This is a genomic window from Lactobacillus amylolyticus DSM 11664, from assembly GCF_000178475.1.
Classification (GTDB): Bacteria; Bacillota; Bacilli; order Lactobacillales; family Lactobacillaceae; genus Lactobacillus; species Lactobacillus amylolyticus.
This window is the reverse complement of the sequence record NZ_ADNY01000029.1, coordinates 49,815-68,809: the sequence shown is the minus strand read 5'-3', so window position 1 is coordinate 68,809 and position 18,995 is coordinate 49,815. Positions and strand designations below refer to the sequence as shown.

10 protein-coding genes and 3 tRNA genes are annotated in these 18,995 nt (G+C 39.8%); 12 read left to right on the top strand and 1 reads right to left on the bottom strand.

The annotated features are described in order from the left end of the window. Positions 1 to 30 precede the first annotated feature (30 nt). The 5 genes from tilS to lysS all read left to right on the top strand — a co-directional run bounded on the left by tilS (position 31) and on the right by lysS (position 7,148). Positions 31 to 1,293: a tRNA lysidine(34) synthetase TilS gene (gene tilS / locus HMPREF0493_RS03705; protein WP_006351947.1), complete on the top strand. Its 1,263-nt coding sequence runs from the start codon at positions 31 to 33 to the stop codon at positions 1,291 to 1,293. Positions 1,294 to 1,377: 84 nt separating this feature from the next. Further along, complete coding sequence (ftsH, locus tag HMPREF0493_RS03700; protein ID WP_006351946.1) at positions 1,378 to 3,528, top strand: ATP-dependent zinc metalloprotease FtsH; 2,151 nt, start codon at positions 1,378 to 1,380, stop codon at positions 3,526 to 3,528. A gap of 50 nt (positions 3,529 to 3,578) precedes the next feature. Then, positions 3,579 to 4,469 (top strand): Hsp33 family molecular chaperone HslO, encoded by an 891-nt coding sequence (hslO, locus tag HMPREF0493_RS03695; RefSeq protein WP_006351945.1) that lies wholly within the window; start codon positions 3,579 to 3,581, stop codon positions 4,467 to 4,469. Positions 4,470 to 4,555: 86 nt separating this feature from the next. Beyond that, positions 4,556 to 5,581: a tRNA dihydrouridine synthase DusB gene (gene dusB / locus HMPREF0493_RS03690; protein ID WP_006351944.1), complete on the top strand. Its 1,026-nt coding sequence runs from the start codon at positions 4,556 to 4,558 to the stop codon at positions 5,579 to 5,581. A gap of 16 nt (positions 5,582 to 5,597) precedes the next feature. After that, entirely contained in the window at positions 5,598 to 7,148 is a 1,551-nt protein-coding gene (gene lysS / locus HMPREF0493_RS03685; protein WP_006351943.1) for a lysine--tRNA ligase, read from the top strand. A gap of 66 nt (positions 7,149 to 7,214) precedes the next feature. On the opposite strand, the gene HMPREF0493_RS03680 is transcribed toward lysS, so the two are convergent. Next, positions 7,215 to 7,670, bottom strand: coding sequence for a GNAT family N-acetyltransferase (locus HMPREF0493_RS03680; RefSeq protein ID WP_006351942.1), 456 nt, complete (start codon positions 7,668 to 7,670; stop codon positions 7,215 to 7,217). Positions 7,671 to 7,882: 212 nt separating this feature from the next. Between HMPREF0493_RS03680 and HMPREF0493_RS03675 the strand changes: the two genes are divergently transcribed. The 7 genes from HMPREF0493_RS03675 (at position 7,883) to rpoC (ending at position 18,943) form a co-directional block, all read left to right on the top strand. Then, positions 7,883 to 7,954 (top strand) — tRNA-Gly (locus HMPREF0493_RS03675). Between the two features lie 114 nt (positions 7,955 to 8,068). Then, positions 8,069 to 8,143 (top strand) — tRNA-Gly (locus HMPREF0493_RS03670). 39 nt (positions 8,144 to 8,182) lie between these two features. Further along, positions 8,183 to 8,256, top strand: a tRNA-Pro gene (locus HMPREF0493_RS03665). 129 nt (positions 8,257 to 8,385) lie between these two features. Beyond that, positions 8,386 to 8,853, top strand: a complete 468-nt coding sequence (locus HMPREF0493_RS03660) for a GAF domain-containing protein (RefSeq protein WP_392391077.1) — start codon at positions 8,386 to 8,388, stop codon at positions 8,851 to 8,853. Between the two features lie 69 nt (positions 8,854 to 8,922). Then, entirely contained in the window at positions 8,923 to 11,397 is a 2,475-nt protein-coding gene (locus tag HMPREF0493_RS03655; RefSeq protein ID WP_006351940.1) for an ATP-dependent Clp protease ATP-binding subunit, read from the top strand. Positions 11,398 to 11,623: 226 nt separating this feature from the next. Beyond that, on the top strand, positions 11,624 to 15,256 hold the full coding sequence (gene rpoB, locus HMPREF0493_RS03650) for a DNA-directed RNA polymerase subunit beta (protein WP_006351939.1): 3,633 nt from the start codon (positions 11,624 to 11,626) through the stop codon (positions 15,254 to 15,256). 15 nt (positions 15,257 to 15,271) lie between these two features. Further along, positions 15,272 to 18,943 carry a DNA-directed RNA polymerase subunit beta' gene (gene rpoC, locus HMPREF0493_RS03645; RefSeq protein WP_006351938.1) on the top strand — a complete coding sequence of 1,224 codons (3,672 nt, stop codon included), beginning with the start codon at positions 15,272 to 15,274 and terminating at the stop codon, positions 18,941 to 18,943. Positions 18,944 to 18,995: the final 52 nt, after the last annotated feature.

The following is an 18,995-nucleotide window of genomic DNA, read 5'->3' as shown; positions in this document are numbered from 1 at the left end:
ACCCGGAAGGGTCATTTTTTCTAGGTAAAAATGAAGATTGAACTTTTTTTCAAACAGCATCAAATTAAGCTAAATAATAAAAAATTGGTAATTGCGGCCAGTGGCGGTCCGGATTCGATGGCCTTGCTCGATATGCTGAATGAACTGCGTAAAAGTCATAATTTTTCGCTAATTGTGGCGCATTTTGATCATCAACTGCGTGTTGACAGTCAGAAGGAGACCGAGCTTTTAACGGAATATTGCCATTCGCATAATTTGCCGTTGGCAAAGGGGGTTTGGCTTAAAAAAGAGCAGCCGCGAACTGGCATTGAAGCAGCCGCACGGCATTTTCGCTACGCTTTTTTAAGCCAGGTAGTTGCCCAATATCAAGCAGATTATTTATTAACGGCTCATCACGGGGATGATTTGCTGGAAAATATTCTATTAAAATTTATTCGTTCTGGAAATCCGCAAGAAATGAATAGCCTGCAAGCTGTTGGGAAAATGCATGGTACAGCGCTGCTGCGTCCACTTTTATCAACTTCTAAGGCGGAACTGCTTGAATATGATCAGCAGCATCATATCGCTTTTATTGAAGATGAAACCAATGCCAAAGACGATACATTGCGCAATCGCTTGCGGCACCATGTGGTCCCACTGCTAAAAAAGGAAAATTCCCATTTGCTGGAAAATGCCTTGCGTTATAGTGATGATGAAAAAGTACTGACGGCTTTAGCTGATGAAAAAGTGGCAGAGATTGGAAGACCAGAACGATTTTTAGATCAGGCTTATCGCATTAAAGGAGAAGCCTTACTCCAACTTGATCAAAGGCAGCGGGCTTATTTCTGGCAAAACTTTATTTGGCAGACTTGGCATAAACGCTGCAGCCACTATCTCACAGGTTATAATTTGCGTCTTTATCAAAAATATTATTATTTATGGCCGCAAAAGCTGCTTCTTAGGCAGGAACCAAAAGTTGTTCGCGCCGAAGAGGAGTTTACATTTCGTGATCATAAATTTATGCTTAGTGTAGTTGAGCATTCTTTGCCTTTAATTGGTGATTTTTGGTCAGATGAGCATGAATTTAAAATTGCTTCTTTGCCTGCAGGCAGCAAATTGCAATTGCAAAATGGGCAACATGCCAAGGCAAAGAAAATGTTTGCTCAAGCAGCGATTCCAAACGAACTGCGATCACTGTGTCTAGCTGTTTTTAATCAGAAAAACCAGGCAATTTTTGTAGAAAAATGCTATCGCGATCAAAGGTGGATTGAAAACGCTCAACATTATTATGTATATCGTTTAAAAAAAGAATAAGAACTTGTAAAAAATTAGTGCTATACGTAGATTTGTGTTAAACTTTTATTCGTATAACTTTTAGAAACTTTGCGGAGGTTTTTTATGAAGAATAACCGGAATCGGCTGTTGTCAAATGGCCTTTTCTATATAGTTGTGTTCCTTCTGCTCCTATGGGGAATCAACTGGGCACTCGGCGGTTCTAGCAGTTCTGGAAGCACTGAAAATATCAGTTATTCAGAATTCGTTAAGGATTTACGTCAAGGCAAAGTTAAAAACTTTAGCGTTCAGCCTGCTAATGGTGTCTATACTGTTTCAGGTACTTACAAGAAAGCACAAAAATCAACAAGTCAATCAAGCAATAGCCTAGATTTCTTCAATAGCAAATCTGGCCAAAGCGTAACTCGCTTTTCAACCACAATGTTGCAAAATGATTCTAGCGTTTCCACTGTGCAGAGCTTGGCACAAAAGAATAATGCTCGGATGACGACACAAGGAGAATCACAAACTGGTAATTGGATTTCAACGATTGTCATGCTTGTGCCAACCATTTTGTTCATTGTTATGCTTTGGATGATGATGAATCAAGGTGGTGCTGGACGTGGCCAAGGCGGAATTATGAACTTCGGTCGTTCCCACGTTAAGCCAGAAGATCCGTCTAAGAACAAGGTACGTTTCTCTGACGTAGCCGGTGAAGAAGAAGAAAAACAAGAATTAGTTGAAGTTGTCGAATTTTTGAAGAATCCAGCAAAATACACTAAGTTAGGTGCCAAAATTCCATCTGGTGTTTTGCTTGAGGGTCCTCCTGGTACTGGTAAGACTTTACTTGCTCGTGCTGTAGCTGGTGAAGCTAACGTTCCATTCTATTCAATGTCAGGTTCAGACTTCGTTGAAATGTTTGTTGGTGTTGGTGCAAGTCGTGTACGTGATTTGTTTAACAATGCCAAGAAGAATGCACCAAGTATCATCTTCATTGATGAAATTGATGCGATTGGTCGTCGTCGTGGCAATGGCATGGGTGGCGGCAATGATGAACGTGAACAAACATTAAACCAATTATTGGTTGAAATGGATGGTTTTGAAGGCGATGAAGGTGTTATCGTTATCGCTGCTACTAACCGTTCAGATGTTTTGGACCCAGCTTTGCTTCGTTCAGGTCGTTTTGACCGTAAAGTTTTAGTTGGTCTTCCTGATGTTCGCGAACGTGAAGCTATTTTGAAAGTTCATGCCAAGAATAAGCCACTTGCTCCTGACGTTGACTTAAAAGAAGTTGCTCGTCAAACTCCAGGCTTTGTTGGTGCTGATTTAGCTAACGTCTTGAATGAAGCTGCCCTTGTTGCTGCACGTCGCAATGGGAATGAAATTACCGCTTCAGATATTGATGAAGCTGAAGACCGTGTTGTTGCAGGTCCAGCCAAGAAGGGTCGTTTAATTTCTGAACAAGAAAGAAAACGAGTCGCTTACCACGAAGCTGGTCACGCAATCTGTGGTTTGGTCTTGAGCGATTCTCGTACTGTTCGTAAAGTTACGATTGTTCCTCGTGGCCGTGCCGGCGGTTACAACATCATGCTTCCAAAAGACGATCAATTTATTTTGACCAAGAAGCAATTATTTGAACAAATTGTTGGTTTGATGGGTGGTCGTGCCGGAGAAGAAGCTACGATTGGTGATAAATCAACTGGTGCTTCCAACGACTTCGAACAAGCTACCCAAATTGCTCATAGCATGGTTGTAAATTACGGTATGACTGATGAGTTAGGAATGGTTGAGCTTGAAAAAGAAGGCGAAACCAATCCTTACGGCATGAAGCCATATAGTGAAGCAACTTCTACTAAGATTGATGAAGCAGTTAAGAAGATCTTAGATAAGGCTCATGCCAAGGCTCTTGAAATTGTTAAGGATAATCGTGAAAAGCATAAGTTAATTGCTGATGCATTGCTGAAGTACGAAACCTTGAACGAAAAGCAAATCATGTCTTTATACAAGACTGGCAAGATGCCTGAAAAGGATGAAGAAGAATATCCTAGTGAGTCTAAAATTTCAACTTATGAAGAAGCAAGGGCTGCTGCAGAGAAGAAGGAAGTTTTAAAGGCTGAAAAGAAGGATCAAGATGAAGTTGAAGCTAAACAGGCTGCAAATGAATTAGATACCCCTTCAGAAAATGAACCGGAAAAACCAAAAGATGATCAAGTTCAACCAACTCAAACTACTGAGTCAACTGAACCTGATCAACCTTCTGATGATAAGGATGAATAATTGAATAAAAATAGGGCCTGTAACGGGCTCTATTTTTTTAGGAGAAAGCAATGAACGATTATTTAGTAAAATCAATTGATAAAACCAAAAATCTTCGCTTATTGACGATTACAGCCAAAGGCGTGGTAGGTGAAGCACAACAGCGTCATGATACCTGGTCTGCTTCTTCAGCCGTTTTGGGCAGAACCATCGTCGGCAGTCTGCTTTTAGCAGGAGCTGAATTAACGGATAAAGAAGAATTAACAGTGCGTTTATTAGGAAATGGACCAGTGGGACCAACCATTGTAACTGCCAAATCTGACTTAACTGTTAAAGGCTATGTAAAGAATCCGCATATTGCTTTGCCGCCTAAGAAAGACGGACATATTGATGTTAAAAAGGCTGTCGGACAAGGTTGGCTGGAAGTAACTAAAGATCTTGGACTTAAAGAACCATACACTGGTCAAGTACCAATTGTTTCTGGTGAAATTGCGGAAGACTTCGCATATTATTTGACTAAATCAGAGCAAATTCCTTCTGCTGTTGGTCTTTCTGTTTTTGTTAATCCAAATAATACAATTGGTGAAGCTGGCGGCTTTATGCTGCAGGCCTTGCCAGGTGCAAGTGACGAACTGATTACAAGAACGATTAAACGAATTAAGTCGTTGCCAGCTTTGTCGACTTCATTTTTGGATGGAATGACGCCAGAAGATTTGGCTCGTAAGATTTTGGGCACGGACTGCAAGATTTTGGAAAAAGATGATGTGGCCTTTAGTTGCGATTGCTCTAAGGAAAAGTACGCCGGTATTATGGAAACGCTAAAAACTGATCAGTTAGAAGCAATGATTAATGAAGATCATGGTGCTGAATTGACTTGCAGTTTTTGCGGCAATAAATACCACTACAGTGAAGATGAATTAAAGGCAATTTTAGCTAAAAAGACATCTGAAAAAGATTATTAAAATAAAAAATATTTTCTAAGTCCCTGTGCTTTCGCATTTAGGGGCTTTTTTTGTTACAATATTGGAGTATTTGAAAGGATGATTTGGTGGATAATAGCTGGAAAATACGCGATATTACTATCCCAAATCGAGTTGTAGTTGCCCCAATGGCTGGTGTTTCAAATTCGGCTTTTAGAATGGTGTGCAAAGAATTCGGTGCAGGATTAGTTGTTTGTGAAATGATCTCTGATCATGGAATTATTTATCGCAACAAAAAAACGTTGAGCATGATGCAAGTTGATCCACGTGAACACCCAATGAGTATTCAGATTTTCGGGGGAACGGAAGAAACTTTGCTTGAAGCGGCTCAATATGTTGATAAACATACTGCGGCTGACATAATTGACATTAATATGGGTTGTCCCGTGCCCAAGGTAACTAAAACCGATGCCGGTTCAAAATGGCTATTGGATGCAAACAAGATTTACCAGATGGTTCATGCCGTTGTGCAAAATGTTTCTAAGCCAGTCACGGTTAAAATGAGAATCGGCTGGGATCGCAAGCATATTTTTGCAGTTGAAAATGCGTTAGCAGCTCAAGAAGCTGGAGCATCAATGATTGCAATGCACGGCAGAACTCGTAAACAAATGTACCAGGGTCATGCAGACTGGGAAGTGTTGCATGATGTAGCTAACGCACTGGATATTCCTTTTGTAGCAAATGGAGATATTCGTACGCCTGAAGATGCTAAGAAGGCTCTGGATGAAATTGGTTCGACTGCAGTAATGGTTGGACGTGCAGCTTTGGGAAATCCATGGATTATCAAAGACATGGTTCATTATCTTGAAACTGGCGAAAAGCTAAAACCACAGACTGTGCGTGAACGAGTAGCAACTGCTAAACATCAGTTGGATGGTTTGGTAGAATTAAAGGGTGAAAAAATTGCCGTCCCTGAATTTCGGCAACAGGCAGCATACTATTTAAAGGGAATTCCCCGTTCAGCTCGTACTCGTGCTAAAATAAATGAAGTATGGACACGTCAAGAAGTATATGATTTGCTCGACAATTTCGTTGATGACTATGAAAAACGGCAGGCCGAACGCGAAGCTAGACGCGCTATAGTGAACAAATAAATGGAGGAAAGATACATTGGCAAAGAATGAAATGAACGACCAATTGATCGCTCGTCGTCAAAAGATGGAAGAACTGCGTGAAAATGGTATTGAGCCATATGGCATGAGAAAGTTTGATCGTCAAGATTTAGCAAAAACTTTGAACGAAAAGTACAGTAAGGAAGATAAAGACGAATTAAACGAAGATATGCCTAAGACCAAGATCGCGGGCAGAATGCTTGCAAAACGTGGTAAAGGTAAGGTAGGCTTTGCTGATCTTTATGACCGGACTGGCAAGATCCAAATTTACGTACGTAAAGACATCGTTGGTGAAGACAACTACAAGATTTTCAAGAAATCTGATATTGGTGATTTCTTAGGAATTGATGGTGAAGTCATGAAGACTGATACGGGTGAATTAACTATCCGTGCACTTCACGTTACTTTCTTATCAAAAGCTCTCCGTCCATTGCCAGATAAGTACCATGGTTTGAAAGATGTTGAGCAAATCTATCGTCAACGTTACCTTGACTTAATCACTAACCGTGAAAGCTACATGCGTTTTGTTCACCGTACTCAAATTATTCAAGCTATTCGTGACTACTTAAACAAGCGAGACTTCTTGGAAGTTGAAACTCCAGTTCTTCACAATATTCCAGGTGGTGCTGAAGCTCGTCCATTTATTACTCACCATAACGCTTTGGATATTGACCTTTACATGAGAATTGCTTTGGAACTTCCTTTGAAGCGTTTGATTGTCGGCGATATGGAACGTGTTTACGAAATCGGTCGTGTATTTAGAAACGAAGGTTTGGACACTCACCACAACCCAGAATTTACTGAACTTGAAAGTTATGCAGCATACTGGGACTTCCATGATGTCATGGATGAAGCAGAAGGCATTATTCGTGCAGCTGCTAAGGTTGTTTCTCCAGATGGCAAGATTACTTACCAAGGTCAAGACATTGATTTAGGCAAGCCATTCCGCCGCGTTCACATGGTTGACTTGATTAAGGAAAAGACCGGTGTTGACTTCTGGAAGCCAATGACTGACGAAGAAGCCAAGAAGATTGCTGAAGATCACGATATTCACTGTGAAAGCTATTGGAAGGTTGGTCACATAATTAACGCCTTCTTTGAAAAGTACTGTGAAAAAACCATTGTTGATCCAACATTTGTCTACGGTCACCCAGTAGAAATTTCACCATTAGCTAAAAAGACCGCCGATGATCCTAGATTTACTGACCGTTTCGAAATTTACATTATGGGTGAAGAATACGGCAACGCCTTCTCAGAATTAAACGATCCTGATGATCAACGTGCTCGTTTTGAAGCTCAAATGGCTGAACGTGATGCTGGTAACGATGAAGCTGATATGATCGATGAAGATTACCTTCGTGCGATGGAATTCGGTATGCCTCCTACAGGTGGTTTGGGTATCGGTATTGACCGTTTGGTAATGCTTTTGACTGATGCTCCAGCTATCCGTGATGTATTGCTCTTCCCAACAATGCGTCCAGAAGCAGTTCCTTCAATTGATGCAGAAGTTAAGGCTGATATGGAAAAGAAGAATAAAGAAAATAAGTAATCTTATAAATTAAAAAACTCTTATCTATGTTTTAAGCATGGATAAGAGTTTTTGTTTATGTATTTTTTAATTGAGAATCATTTTTTCATCAGAGTATTTTTTAGGATCATTTAAATCCCATTGCTGATATCTAACTTCTTGACACTTAAAGCCTAATTTTTTGTAAAGCTTTTTGGCCTTAGTATTTTCTGCAAATACATCAAGACTAACTGGTCGACTCATGTACCTCAAAGCTGTCGTTGCTAAAGCATACCCGATACCTTTATTTTGATGAATTGGATCTACATAAATGTAATCCAGTTCTTGGAGATGAACTGCAACGAAGCCCAATATGCTGTCAGCATCATAAGCTACATAAATTTTGCAGGAGAAAAAATCATCCTTATATGGAGCTGTCTCTAAAGGTATGAAGTATTTTTCCGCACCACCAATTGTTAGCTCTTCTTTACGACTAACGTCGTGAATGCGGCATACTTCAGCATAATCGTTTGGTTGATATTGTCTGATATTAAATTTTGGCATGTTTTTCTCGCTTCCTAATATTAAGATTTTGATTTAGAAAGCAATAGTACGTAATCTCATGTGAAATCTCCTTTAATTAAATTGAAGATATTGTAGCAATTTTTTTAATTCGGTACAATAACTAAAATTAACTTAGTTAAAAACGGATAAGTAATATTTTTTCAAAAAGTATTTGCAAAGAGAATAATCTTTGCTATAATACTTTTTGTATCGCGGAAGTAGTTCAGTGGTAGAACATCACCTTGCCATGGTGGGGGTCGCGGGTTCGAATCCCGTCTTCCGCTCTAAAGAATGAAAGCTCACGTCTGTGAGCTTTTTTTGTACCTAAATTTATGAAAAATGTTTTTTAAAAAAGTGCTTGCATTTATTAGATGCTTTGCTATAATAATAACTGTTCTGCGGAAGTAGTTCAGTGGTAGAACATCACCTTGCCATGGTGGGGGTCGCGGGTTCGAATCCCGTCTTCCGCTCCAAAGAATAAAAGCTCACCGCCAGGTGGGTTTTTTTGTTACCGGGAAATGGCTCAGCTTGGTAGAGCGCTACGTTCGGGACGTAGAGGTCGCGCGTTCGAATCGCGTTTTCCCGACTGATATTAGAATAAGCATCTCAATAAGGGATGCTTATTTTTTTATTTAGCCTTCACTTATCTAAAATAAGTTAATTACTAGTTAATCCTTTTGGCTTTTGTTATAATGACATGAACCAAGGGAAAGGAATGGTCTTATTGTCAGCAGCTTCAAAAAAAGATTATCAATTGTTGGTCGAACAAGCCGCAGCCTTAGTTGAAGGCGAAGACGACTGGATTGCAAATACGGCAAATTTATCTGCTCTTTTATTTCATGGCTTAAAAAATGTCAATTTTGCAGGTATTTATCGTATTAAAAATAATGAACTGATACTAGGTCCATTTCAAGGTCAACCAGCCTGTGTCCATATTGCTTTTGGCAAGGGAGTTTGTGGTACAGCAGTTGCTAATGAAAAAACTGAAATTGTCACCGATGTGCATCAATTTGCAGGACACATTGCTTGTGACAGTCGTTCAAAGTCAGAAATTGTTGTCCCTATTTTTAAAGACAGACAAATCTGGGGCGTGTTTGACTTTGATGCGTTGGTTAAAGACAACTTTGATCAAACAGATCAAGAATATTTAGAAAAAATTGCGGCAGTGATTTTTAAGCATTAATGCGAAATATTTTACTTTACTGACGATCACGACTAAAATATTGAACGTCAATTTTAAGGTGGTGTTTGTATGGAAAATTCTTATAGTAAAAGTTCAAATCAGGTCTTGGAAATTGCCCGAGAACAAGCGCAAAATTTCCATCACCGTTTAATTGGAACAGAACATGTATTGCTTGCATTAGTAATTGAGTCTGATGGGGATGCAGGCAAAATCCTGCGTTCATGGAATTTAACGCCAACAGCAATTAGAGAAGAAATTGAACGCTATACAGGTTACGGCTCAGCTGCCAACACTGATTACATGGAAATTTCACCACGTCTTAGCTTAATACTTGATTACGCTAAACGTGCTGCCGATCAAGGCGGATATCATGAAATCCAAACGAATCATCTTTTACTTGGCTTAGTAGCGAGTGAACAAGTTTTATCAGCAATGATTCTTAAAAATCTGAATGTTGACCTGGCTCATTTGCGCCAAGATGTGGAAGATAGTTTGAATCAAGGACAAAACTTTGACGATTCTTCCGACTGGCTTGACAACGTTCCAACTGTTAACAATGTACAAATCAAAAAGTCAGCAACACCAACACTGGATAATGCCGCCATTAATCTTAATAAGCGAGTAATTGAAGGCGCAATTGATCCTGTAATTGGACGTGATCGTGAAATTGCACGTGTTATTCAAATTTTGTCACGACGGACAAAGAACAATCCAATCTTAATTGGTGAACCTGGTGTTGGTAAAACAGCTGTGGCAGAAGCAATTGCAACAGCCATCGTTAATAAAAAAGTGCCAACGGATTTATTGAATAAACGAGTAATGTCTTTGAACATCGCTAATTTGGTCGCAGGTACCAAATACCGGGGCGAATTTGAAGATCGAATGAAAAAGATACTCAAGGAAATCGCCAAAGACGGAAAAGTAATTTTGTTTGTTGACGAAATCCATACAATTATCGGAGCCGGTGGTGCCGAAGGCGCAATTGACGCCTCAAATATCTTGAAGCCTGCTTTGGCTCGTGGCGATTTGCAAATGATTGGTGCGACGACTTTTGATGAGTATCAAAAATATATCGAAAAAGATCAGGCCTTGGCTCGCAGATTCCAACAAGTTCGGTTAAATGCACCAACTAAGGCAGATACTTTAAAAATTTTGGAAGGATTAAAGCCAAAATATGAAAAGTTCCACCATGTCAGAATTTCCGAGGACAGCTTGAAAGATGCGATTAGTTTGTCTACGCGCTATATTTCGGACCGCTATCTTCCTGATAAAGCAATTGATTTAATTGATGAAGCTGGAGCTGCGGTTAAGATTAGAAATAATGCCGGTTCTGATAATCGTTTGCTTCAACTTGATCAACAAATTAAAAAGATTATTAGTCAAAAAAATGACGCTGCAGCTAATCAAAATTTCGTTGAAGCGGCAAAATTGCAAGATAAACAAAATGCTTTGCAAGAAAACAAGCAGCAAATTATGAATAGTTTGAATGATAATCTTAGTCAATCAGCAACGGTAGAACCAGAGGATATTGCGAAAGTTGTTTCCTCTTGGACTGGCGTACCAGTTACGCAAATGAAACATAACGAAACAAAGCGTTTAGCTAATTTGGAAGCTATTTTGCATGAACGTGTTATTGGTCAGGATAAGGCTGTGTCAGCTGTCGCTCGTGCAATTCGCCGCAGCAGAAGTGGAATTAAGGATGAACGTCGTCCAATCGGATCGTTCTTATTCTTAGGGCCAACTGGTGTTGGTAAGACTGAATTGGCTAAATCAGTTGCTGCTGCAATGTTTGGCTCCGAAGATAATATGATTCGAATTGACATGTCAGAATATATGGATCCGGTTGCCAGCAGCAAGCTGATTGGTTCCGCTCCAGGCTATGTAGGTTATGAAGAAGGCGGTCAGTTATCTGAGCAAGTTCGCCGTCACCCATATTCAGTAGTATTGCTTGATGAAGTTGAAAAGGCTCATCCAGACGTCTTTAATTTGCTTCTTCAAGTATTGGATGAAGGATTTTTAACAGATTCTAAAGGACGCAAAGTTGACTTCAGAAATACGATCATTATTATGACCTCTAACTTGGGCTCACGCAGTTTGTTTGATACTAAAGCTGTTGGCTTTAATGCTGATAACGCAAGTCAGGCACAACTTCGTGCTGATCGAGTTCGTCAGGCGCTCAAGCAGTTCTTCCGTCCAGAATTTTTGAACAGAATTGATGAAACAATTATTTTTGATGAACTTGATCAAAAGCAGCTTCGTCAAATTGTCAGCCTGTTGATGCATAAATTGATTGTGCGTCTGCAAGAGAAAGACGTTGAATTGAAAGTCTCTCGTGCGGCACTTGATAAGATTGCTAAAGATGGGTTTGATCCAGAAAATGGTGCTCGACCACTAAGAAGAGCTATTCAAAACGATATTGAAGATCAAATTGCTGAGATGTTGATCAATGGAGATTTAGCAGCGGGACAAACTTTAAAGATTGGCTGCAGTCATGGTCAATTGAAATTTGATGTCGAAAATGCAAAAGAAAAAGTGAAGAATTAATTGATTTAGCAGGTCTTGCAGTTGACAAATTCCTCAAAAGCAAGTATAGTGATGAGTGATTTAAAAGGCTGAATTTCAGGATTTTGCTGATCTATTGTCCAGCAAAATGATAAAGACAAAAACGACACTTAGTTGTTTTTGTCTTTTTTATGCCTAAAATTGCAGTTTTTTTTATTTGTAACAGAATTGTAATATTTGCTTTCTCTAACAGAAAGGATGTTTTTCCTTGTTAAACGGACACGTATTGAATTACGGTAAACACCGAACAAGACGTAGCTTTTCAAAGATTAAAGAAGTTTTGAAACTACCTAACTTGACCGATGTTCAAACCCAATCATATAAGTGGTTTCTCGACAAAGGCATTAAAGAAGTTTTTGATGACATTATGCCAATTGGCGACTTTTCAGGTAAGTTGTCACTTGAATATGTAGGTTATAAGCTTCAAAAGCCTAAGTATACTGTCGATGAAGCTCGTGATCATGATGCAACTTATGCTGCACCTATGCATGTTACTTTAAAATTAACCAACCAAGAAACTGGCGAAATCAAGACTCAAGATGTATTCTTTGGCGATTTGCCTTTGATGACCGAATCAGGTTCATTCATTGTTAATGGTGCTGAAAGAGTTATCGTTTCTCAATTGGTAAGATCACCTGGTGTATATTACTCAGGCGATTTTGATAAAAATGGTCGTCAAACCTTTGGCACAACAGTAATTCCTAACCGTGGTGCTTGGCTTGAATATGAAACGGATGCTAAAAATGTTTCTTACGTACGTGTTGACCGTACTCGTAAGTTGCCTTTGACTGTTTTAATTAGAGCAATGGGCCTTGGCTCAGATGGCGAAATCTTAGATATGTTTGGTCAAAGTGATACTTTGCAATTTACTTTGGACAAGGATGTTCACAAGAACCCAGCTGACTCACGTGTTGCTGAAGCTTTAAAGGATATTTATGAAAGACTGCGTCCAGGTGAACCAAAGACTACTGATTCTTCACGTTCACTTTTGTACGCTCGTTTCTTTGATCCACGTCGTTATGACTTGGCTACAGTAGGTCGTTATAAGATCAACAAGAAGCTTTCACTTAAGAACCGTCTATATGGGCAAACTTTGGCTGAAACTTTAGCTGATCCAGATACTGGTGAAATTATTGCTAAGAAGGGTACTGTTGTTACTCACGAAGTAATGGACAAACTTGAAAAGTACCTTGATCGTGATGACTTCAAGATGGTAACTTACCAACCTTCAAAGGAAGGTGTTTTGTCAGACCCAATTACTGTTCAAGAAATTAAAGTTTACTCAAAGGTTAACCCTGAAAGAGAAGTTAAGCTTATTTCTAATGGTCATATCGGTTCAGATGTAAAGCACTTGACTCCAGCTGATGTTTTATCTTCAATCAACTACTTCTTTGCTTTACAAGATCAAATTGGTACTACTGACGATATTGACCACTTAGGTAACCGTCGTATTCGTCGTGTTGGTGAACTTCTTCAAAACCAATTCAGAATTGGTTTGGCAAGAATGGAACGTGTTGTTCGTGAAAGAATGTCAATTCAAGATCCTTCAACCGTAACTCCACAACAATTGATCAACATTCGTCCAATCGTTGCAAGTATCAAAGAATTCTTTGGTTCTTCACAACTTTCACAGTTTATGGACCAACACAACCCATTGGGTGAATTGACACACAAGCGTCGTATGTCAGCCTTAGGGCCTGGTGGTTTGACTCGTGATCGTGCTGGTTATGAAGTTCGTGACGTTCACTATACTCACTATGGTCGTCTATGTCCTATTGAAACGCCAGAAGGTCCTAACATTGGTTTGATCAACTCTTTGGCTACATATGCGATTATTAACAAGTATGGTTTTATTGAAACTCCATACCGTCGTGTATCTTGGAAGACTCACAAGGTTACTGATAAGATCGACTACTTAACAGCTGATGTTGAAGATAACTACATCATTGCCGGTGCCAACACTCCTTTGAACGAAGATGGTTCCTTCAAAGAAAAATTGATTTTGGCTCGTCACAAGGAAGACAACGTCGAAGTTTCTCCAGACAAGATCGACTACATGGACGTTATTCCTAAACAAGTTGTGTCTGTAGCTTCTGCATGTATTCCATTCCTTGAAAACGACGACTCAAACCGTGCTTTGATGGGTGCCAACCAGCAACGTCAGGCTGCACCATTGATTAATCCTCATGGTTCACTTGTTGGTACTGGTATGGAATACCGTGCTGCTCATGACTCAGGTGCTGCACTTTTAGCTAAGGCTCCAGGTACGGTTGAATATGTTGATGGTAATGAAATCAGAATTAGACGTGAAGATGGTACTTTAGATAAGTACACTCTTGAAAAGTATCGTCGTTCAAACAACTCTAAGTCATACAACCAAACTCCTAACGTTAAGAAGGGTGATAAGGTTGATGCAAGCGACATTATTGCTAATGGTCCAGCAATGGACCACGGTGAACTTGCTTTGGGTCAAAACCCATTGATTGCCTTTATGACTTGGAACATGTACAACTACGAAGATGCCATCATGCTTTCTGAACGTCTTGTTAAAGACGATGTTTACACTTCAATCAGTATTGAAGATTATGAATCAGAAGCACGTGATACTAAGCTTGGTCCAGAAGAAATTACTCGTGAAATTCCTAACGTTGGTGAAGACGCTTTGAAGGATTTGGACGAAGATGGTATTGTTCGAATCGGTGCTGAAGTTCATGATGGTGATATCTTAGTTGGTAAGGTAACGCCAAAGGGTGTTACTGAATTATCAGCCGAAGAAAGATTGCTTCATGCTATCTTTGGTGAAAAGGCTCGTGAAGTTCGTGATACTTCACTTCGTGTACCACACGGTGGTGGCGGTATTGTTCAAGACGTTAAGGTCTACACTCGTGAAGCAGGCGATGAACTTTCACCAGGTGTTAACACAATGGTTCGTGTTTACATTGCCCAAAAGAGAAAGATTCAAGTTGGGGACAAGATGTCTGGTCGTCACGGTAACAAAGGTACTGTTGCTGCAGTTGTACCAGAAGAAGATATGCCATATTTGCCAGATGGTACTCCAGTAGATATTTGTTTGAACCCAATGGGTGTTCCATCACGTATGAACATTGGACAGCTTTTGGAATTGCACTTAGGTGCCGCTGCTCGTCAATTGGGTATTCACGTAGCTACTCCAGTATTTGATGGTGCTAACGAAGACGAAGTTTGGAATACTGTTCGTCAAGCTGGTGTGGATAAAGACGGTAAGACTGTTATTTACGATGGTCGTTCCGGTGAACCATTCCACAACCGTGTTTCAGTTGGTGTTATGCACTACTTGAAACTTACTCACATGGTTGATGATAAGATCCACGCTCGTTCAATTGGGCCTTACTCATTGGTTACTCAACAACCACTTGGTGGTAAAGCACAATTTGGTGGTCAGCGTTTCGGTGAAATGGAAGTTTGGGCCCTTGAAGCTTACGGTGCTGCATACACATTGCAAGAAATCTTGACTTACAAGTCAGATGACGTTGTTGGTCGTGTAAGAGCATACGAAGCCATTGTTAAGGGTGAAAGAATTCCTAAGCCAGGTGTTCCTGAATCATTCCGTGTTCTTGTTAAAGAACTTCAATCATTAGGTTTGGATATCAGAGTTCTTGATATGAATCATAATGAAATTGAATTGCGTGATATGGATGACGATTCAAATGAACATTTAAATATTGATACTTTGTCACGGATGGCTGAAGAACAAGAAAAGAAGAAGTTAGCCAAAGAAACTGAAAAATCAGATGAAAAAGCTGCTGAAGACAAACCTGAAAAGGAACCAGTAGACAAGTCTGACGATAAAGTTTCTAAGTAGTAGGAGGTTAAACTTTTGATCGACGTAAATAAGTTTGAAAGTATGCAAATTGGTCTTGCATCACCTAACAAGATCAGAAGCTGGTCATATGGTGAAGTTAAGAAGCCAGAAACCATTAACTACCGTACTTTAAAGCCAGAAAAAGATGGTTTGTTTGATGAACGAATCTTTGGTCCAACTAAAGATTGGTCATGTGCGTGTGGTAAATATAAGGGTGTTAGATACCGTGGAATTATTTGTGATCGATGCGGTGTTGAAGTTACTTCTTCTAAAGTAAGAAGAGAACGGATGGGCCACATTGAATTGGCCGCACCTGTTACTCACATTTGGTACTTCAAGGGTATTCCATCAAAAATGGGTCTTGTTTTGGATATTTCTCCAAGATTGCTTGAAGAAGTTATCTATTTTGCAGCTTATATCGTAATTGATCCAGGCGATACAGATCTTGAACCTAAGCAATTATTAACTGAAGCTGAATACCGTGAGCAAAAAGCTAAGTACGGCAATCGTTTTGAAGCAAAGATGGGTGCTGAAGCTATCCGTGATTTGCTTAAGAAAGTTGACTTAGCTAAAGAAGTTGCTGATTTGAAGAAAGAACTTCAAACTGCAACTGGTCAAAAACGTACACGTGCTATTAGAAGATTGGACATTTTGGACGCATTCAAGAACTCCGGCAATAAGCCAGAATGGATGGTTATGGATGCTGTTCCAGTTATTCCACCAGATCTTCGTCCAATGGTTCAACTTGAAGGTGGACGTTTTGCCACTTCCGATTTAAACGATTTATACAGACGTGTTATCAACCGTAACAATCGTCTGAAGAGATTGCTTGATTTGAATGCTCCTAATATCATTGTTCAAAATGAAAAGCGGATGCTTCAAGAAGCTGTTGATGCTTTAATTGATAACGGTCGTCGTGGTCGTCCAGTTGTTGGACCAGGTAACCGTCCACTTAAGTCACTTTCACATATGCTTAAAGGTAAGCAAGGTCGTTTCCGTCAGAACTTGCTTGGTAAGCGTGTTGACTACTCAGGTCGTTCAGTTATCGATGTTTCACCAAAATTGAAGTTCTATCAATGTGGTGTTCCTCGTCCAATGGCTCTTGAATTGTTCAAGCCATTCGTAATGCACGAATTAGTTAAGCGTGGTATTGCATCAAACATTAAGAATGCTAAACGTAAGATTGATCGTGAAGATGATGATATCTGGGATGTACTTGAAGATGTAATTAAGGAACGTCCAGTTCTTTTGAACCGTGCACCTACTCTTCACCGTTTGAGTATTCAAGCCTTCGAACCAGTATTGGTTCCTGGTAAGTCAATTCGTTTGCACCCATTAGCATGTGAAGCTTACAACGCCGACTTCGATGGGGACCAGATGGCTATTCACGTTCCTTTGTCAGATGAAGCTGTTGCTGAATCTCGTTTGTTAATGCTTGCTGCGCACCATATTTTAGCTCCTAAGGATGGTAAGCCAATCGTTACTCCATCACAGGATATTGTTTTGGGTAACTACTGGTTAACTCAGGCTGAAAAGGGTCGTGAAGGTGAAGGCATGATCTTTACTTCACCAGCTGAAGCTGCTGTTGCTTATGCAAATGGTGACATTCACTACCATACTATTATTGGTATGTCAGCTGATTCAATGCCTAAGAAGCCATGGCCAAAAGGTCACGAACACGGTATCTTTATTACTACTTATGGTAAGATTGTCTTCAACCAAATTTTCCCAGATGATTATTTCTACATTAATGAACCAACTGAGAAAAACTTGAATAATCCTGTAGATGCTAAGTACTTCTTAGCTGAAGGCGAAGACATTCATGAGAAGATTGATTCAATTGCCGATGATTTGATTGCTGCTCCATTTAAGAAGGACTTCTTATCAGATTCAATTGCTACTGTATACAAGTACTACAAGGTTCAAAGAACGTCTGAATACTTGGATGATTTGAAGAAATTAGGTTACACAAGTTCAACTACTTCAGGTATCACTATTGGTATGACTGACGTTCCAGAAATTACTGATAAGGATGAAAAGGTAGATAAGGCCCACAAGCAAGTTGATATTGTATCTAAACAATTCAGAAGAGGTCTGATTACTGAGCAAGAACGTCACGACCGTGTAATTAGCATTTGGAACAAGTGTAAAGACGAAGTTCAAAATGAAATTGCACAAATCTATGACCCAAGAAACCCAATTACAATCATGGCCGACTCTGGTGCCCGTGGTAACATTTCAAACTTTACTCAGTTAGCTGGTATGCGTGGTTTGATGGCTACTCCTAACGGTGGTTTGTTCGAAATTCCTGTTACTTCAAACTTCAAGGAAGGTTTGTCAGTACTAGAATTATTCATGTCCACTCACGGTGCTCGTAAAGGTATGACCGATACGGCTTTGAAGACTGCCCAGTCAGGTTACTTAACTCGTCGTTTGGTTGATGTTGCTCAGGACGTTATTATTCGTGATGATGATTGTGGTACTGATCGTGGTATTACAGTTAGCGCCATCATGGAAGGTGACGAAATGATCGAACCATTATTCGATCGTTTGCTTGGTCGTTTCACTGCTGAAACAGTTAAGGATCCTAAGACTGGTGAAACTATCGTAGCTAAGGACGTCATGATGGACGAAAACTTGGCTCACAAAGTTTGTGATGCTGGTTTAACTCACGTTAAGATTCGTTCAATCCTTACTTGTGATACTCCTCACGGTGTATGTCGTAAGTGTTATGGTATGAACCTTGCTACTGGTGAAGAAGTTGAAGTTGGCGAAGCGGTTGGTACTGTTGCCGCTCAATCAATTGGTGAACCAGGTACTCAGCTTACTTTGAGAACTTTCCACAACGGTGGTGTTGCCGGTGCTGAAGATATTACTCAAGGTTTACCTCGTGTTCAAGAATTATTTGAAGCTCGTAACCCTAAGGGTCGTGCTACAATTTCTGAAGTTGATGGTATTGTTGATTCAATTCAAGAAAACCCAGCAGATCACACGCGTGAAATTACTGTAAAGGGCAAGATTGATACAAGATCATACGATGTCCCTTACACTGCATCTGTTGCTGTAGCTGAAGGCGATACAGTTCACCGTGGTGACAAGTTGACTCTTGGTTCAATTGATCCTAAGGAATTGATTCAAGTAACTGATACTTTAACAACTGAAGAATACATTTTGGCTGAAGTTCAAAAAGCTTATAGAATGCAGGGTGTAGATATTTCAGATAAACACGTTGAAGTATTGACTCGTCAAATGTTGCAAAGGGTTCGTATCCTTGATCCAGGTGAAACTGACATGTTGCCTGGTGAAGTTATGGATATCGGTCAATTTAGAGACCGTAACAAGGAAGTTATTATTTCTGGTGGTATTCCCGCAACTGCTCAAAGTGTCATCTTAGGTATTACTAAGGCCGCTTTGGAAACTAATAGTTTCTTGTCAGCTGCTTCATTCCAGGAAACTACTCGTGTTCTTACCGATGCTTCTATTCGTGGCAAGAACGATCCACTTCTTGGGCTTAAGGAAAACGTTATTATTGGTAAGATTATTCCAGCTGGTACTGGTATGCCTGTTTACCGTAATATGGAACCACAAGCAGATGTTGCTAAACCTCAATCAGTTTATTCAATTGCCGATATTGAAAGACAAATGAAGGAAAAAGACGAAAAGGACAAAGCAACTCCACAAAAGTAATAAAATTCTGTTAGAGAAAAATAGAAAAGCTTCCATCATGAAAGATGATGGA

What these genes read in the sequence shown, in the direction of transcription:
- tilS (WP_006351947.1), top strand. Translation starts at nt 31, where the DNA reads ATGAAGATTGAACTTTTTTTCAAACAGCATCAAATTAAGCTAAATAAT.
- ftsH (WP_006351946.1), top strand. Translation starts at nt 1,378, where the DNA reads ATGAAGAATAACCGGAATCGGCTGTTGTCAAATGGCCTTTTCTATATA.
- hslO (WP_006351945.1), top strand. Translation starts at nt 3,579, where the DNA reads ATGAACGATTATTTAGTAAAATCAATTGATAAAACCAAAAATCTTCGC.
- HMPREF0493_RS03680 (WP_006351942.1), bottom strand. Translation starts at nt 7,670, where the DNA reads ATGCCAAAATTTAATATCAGACAATATCAACCAAACGATTATGCTGAA.
- HMPREF0493_RS03660 (WP_392391077.1), top strand. Translation starts at nt 8,386, where the DNA reads ATGGTCTTATTGTCAGCAGCTTCAAAAAAAGATTATCAATTGTTGGTC.
- HMPREF0493_RS03655 (WP_006351940.1), top strand. Translation starts at nt 8,923, where the DNA reads ATGGAAAATTCTTATAGTAAAAGTTCAAATCAGGTCTTGGAAATTGCC.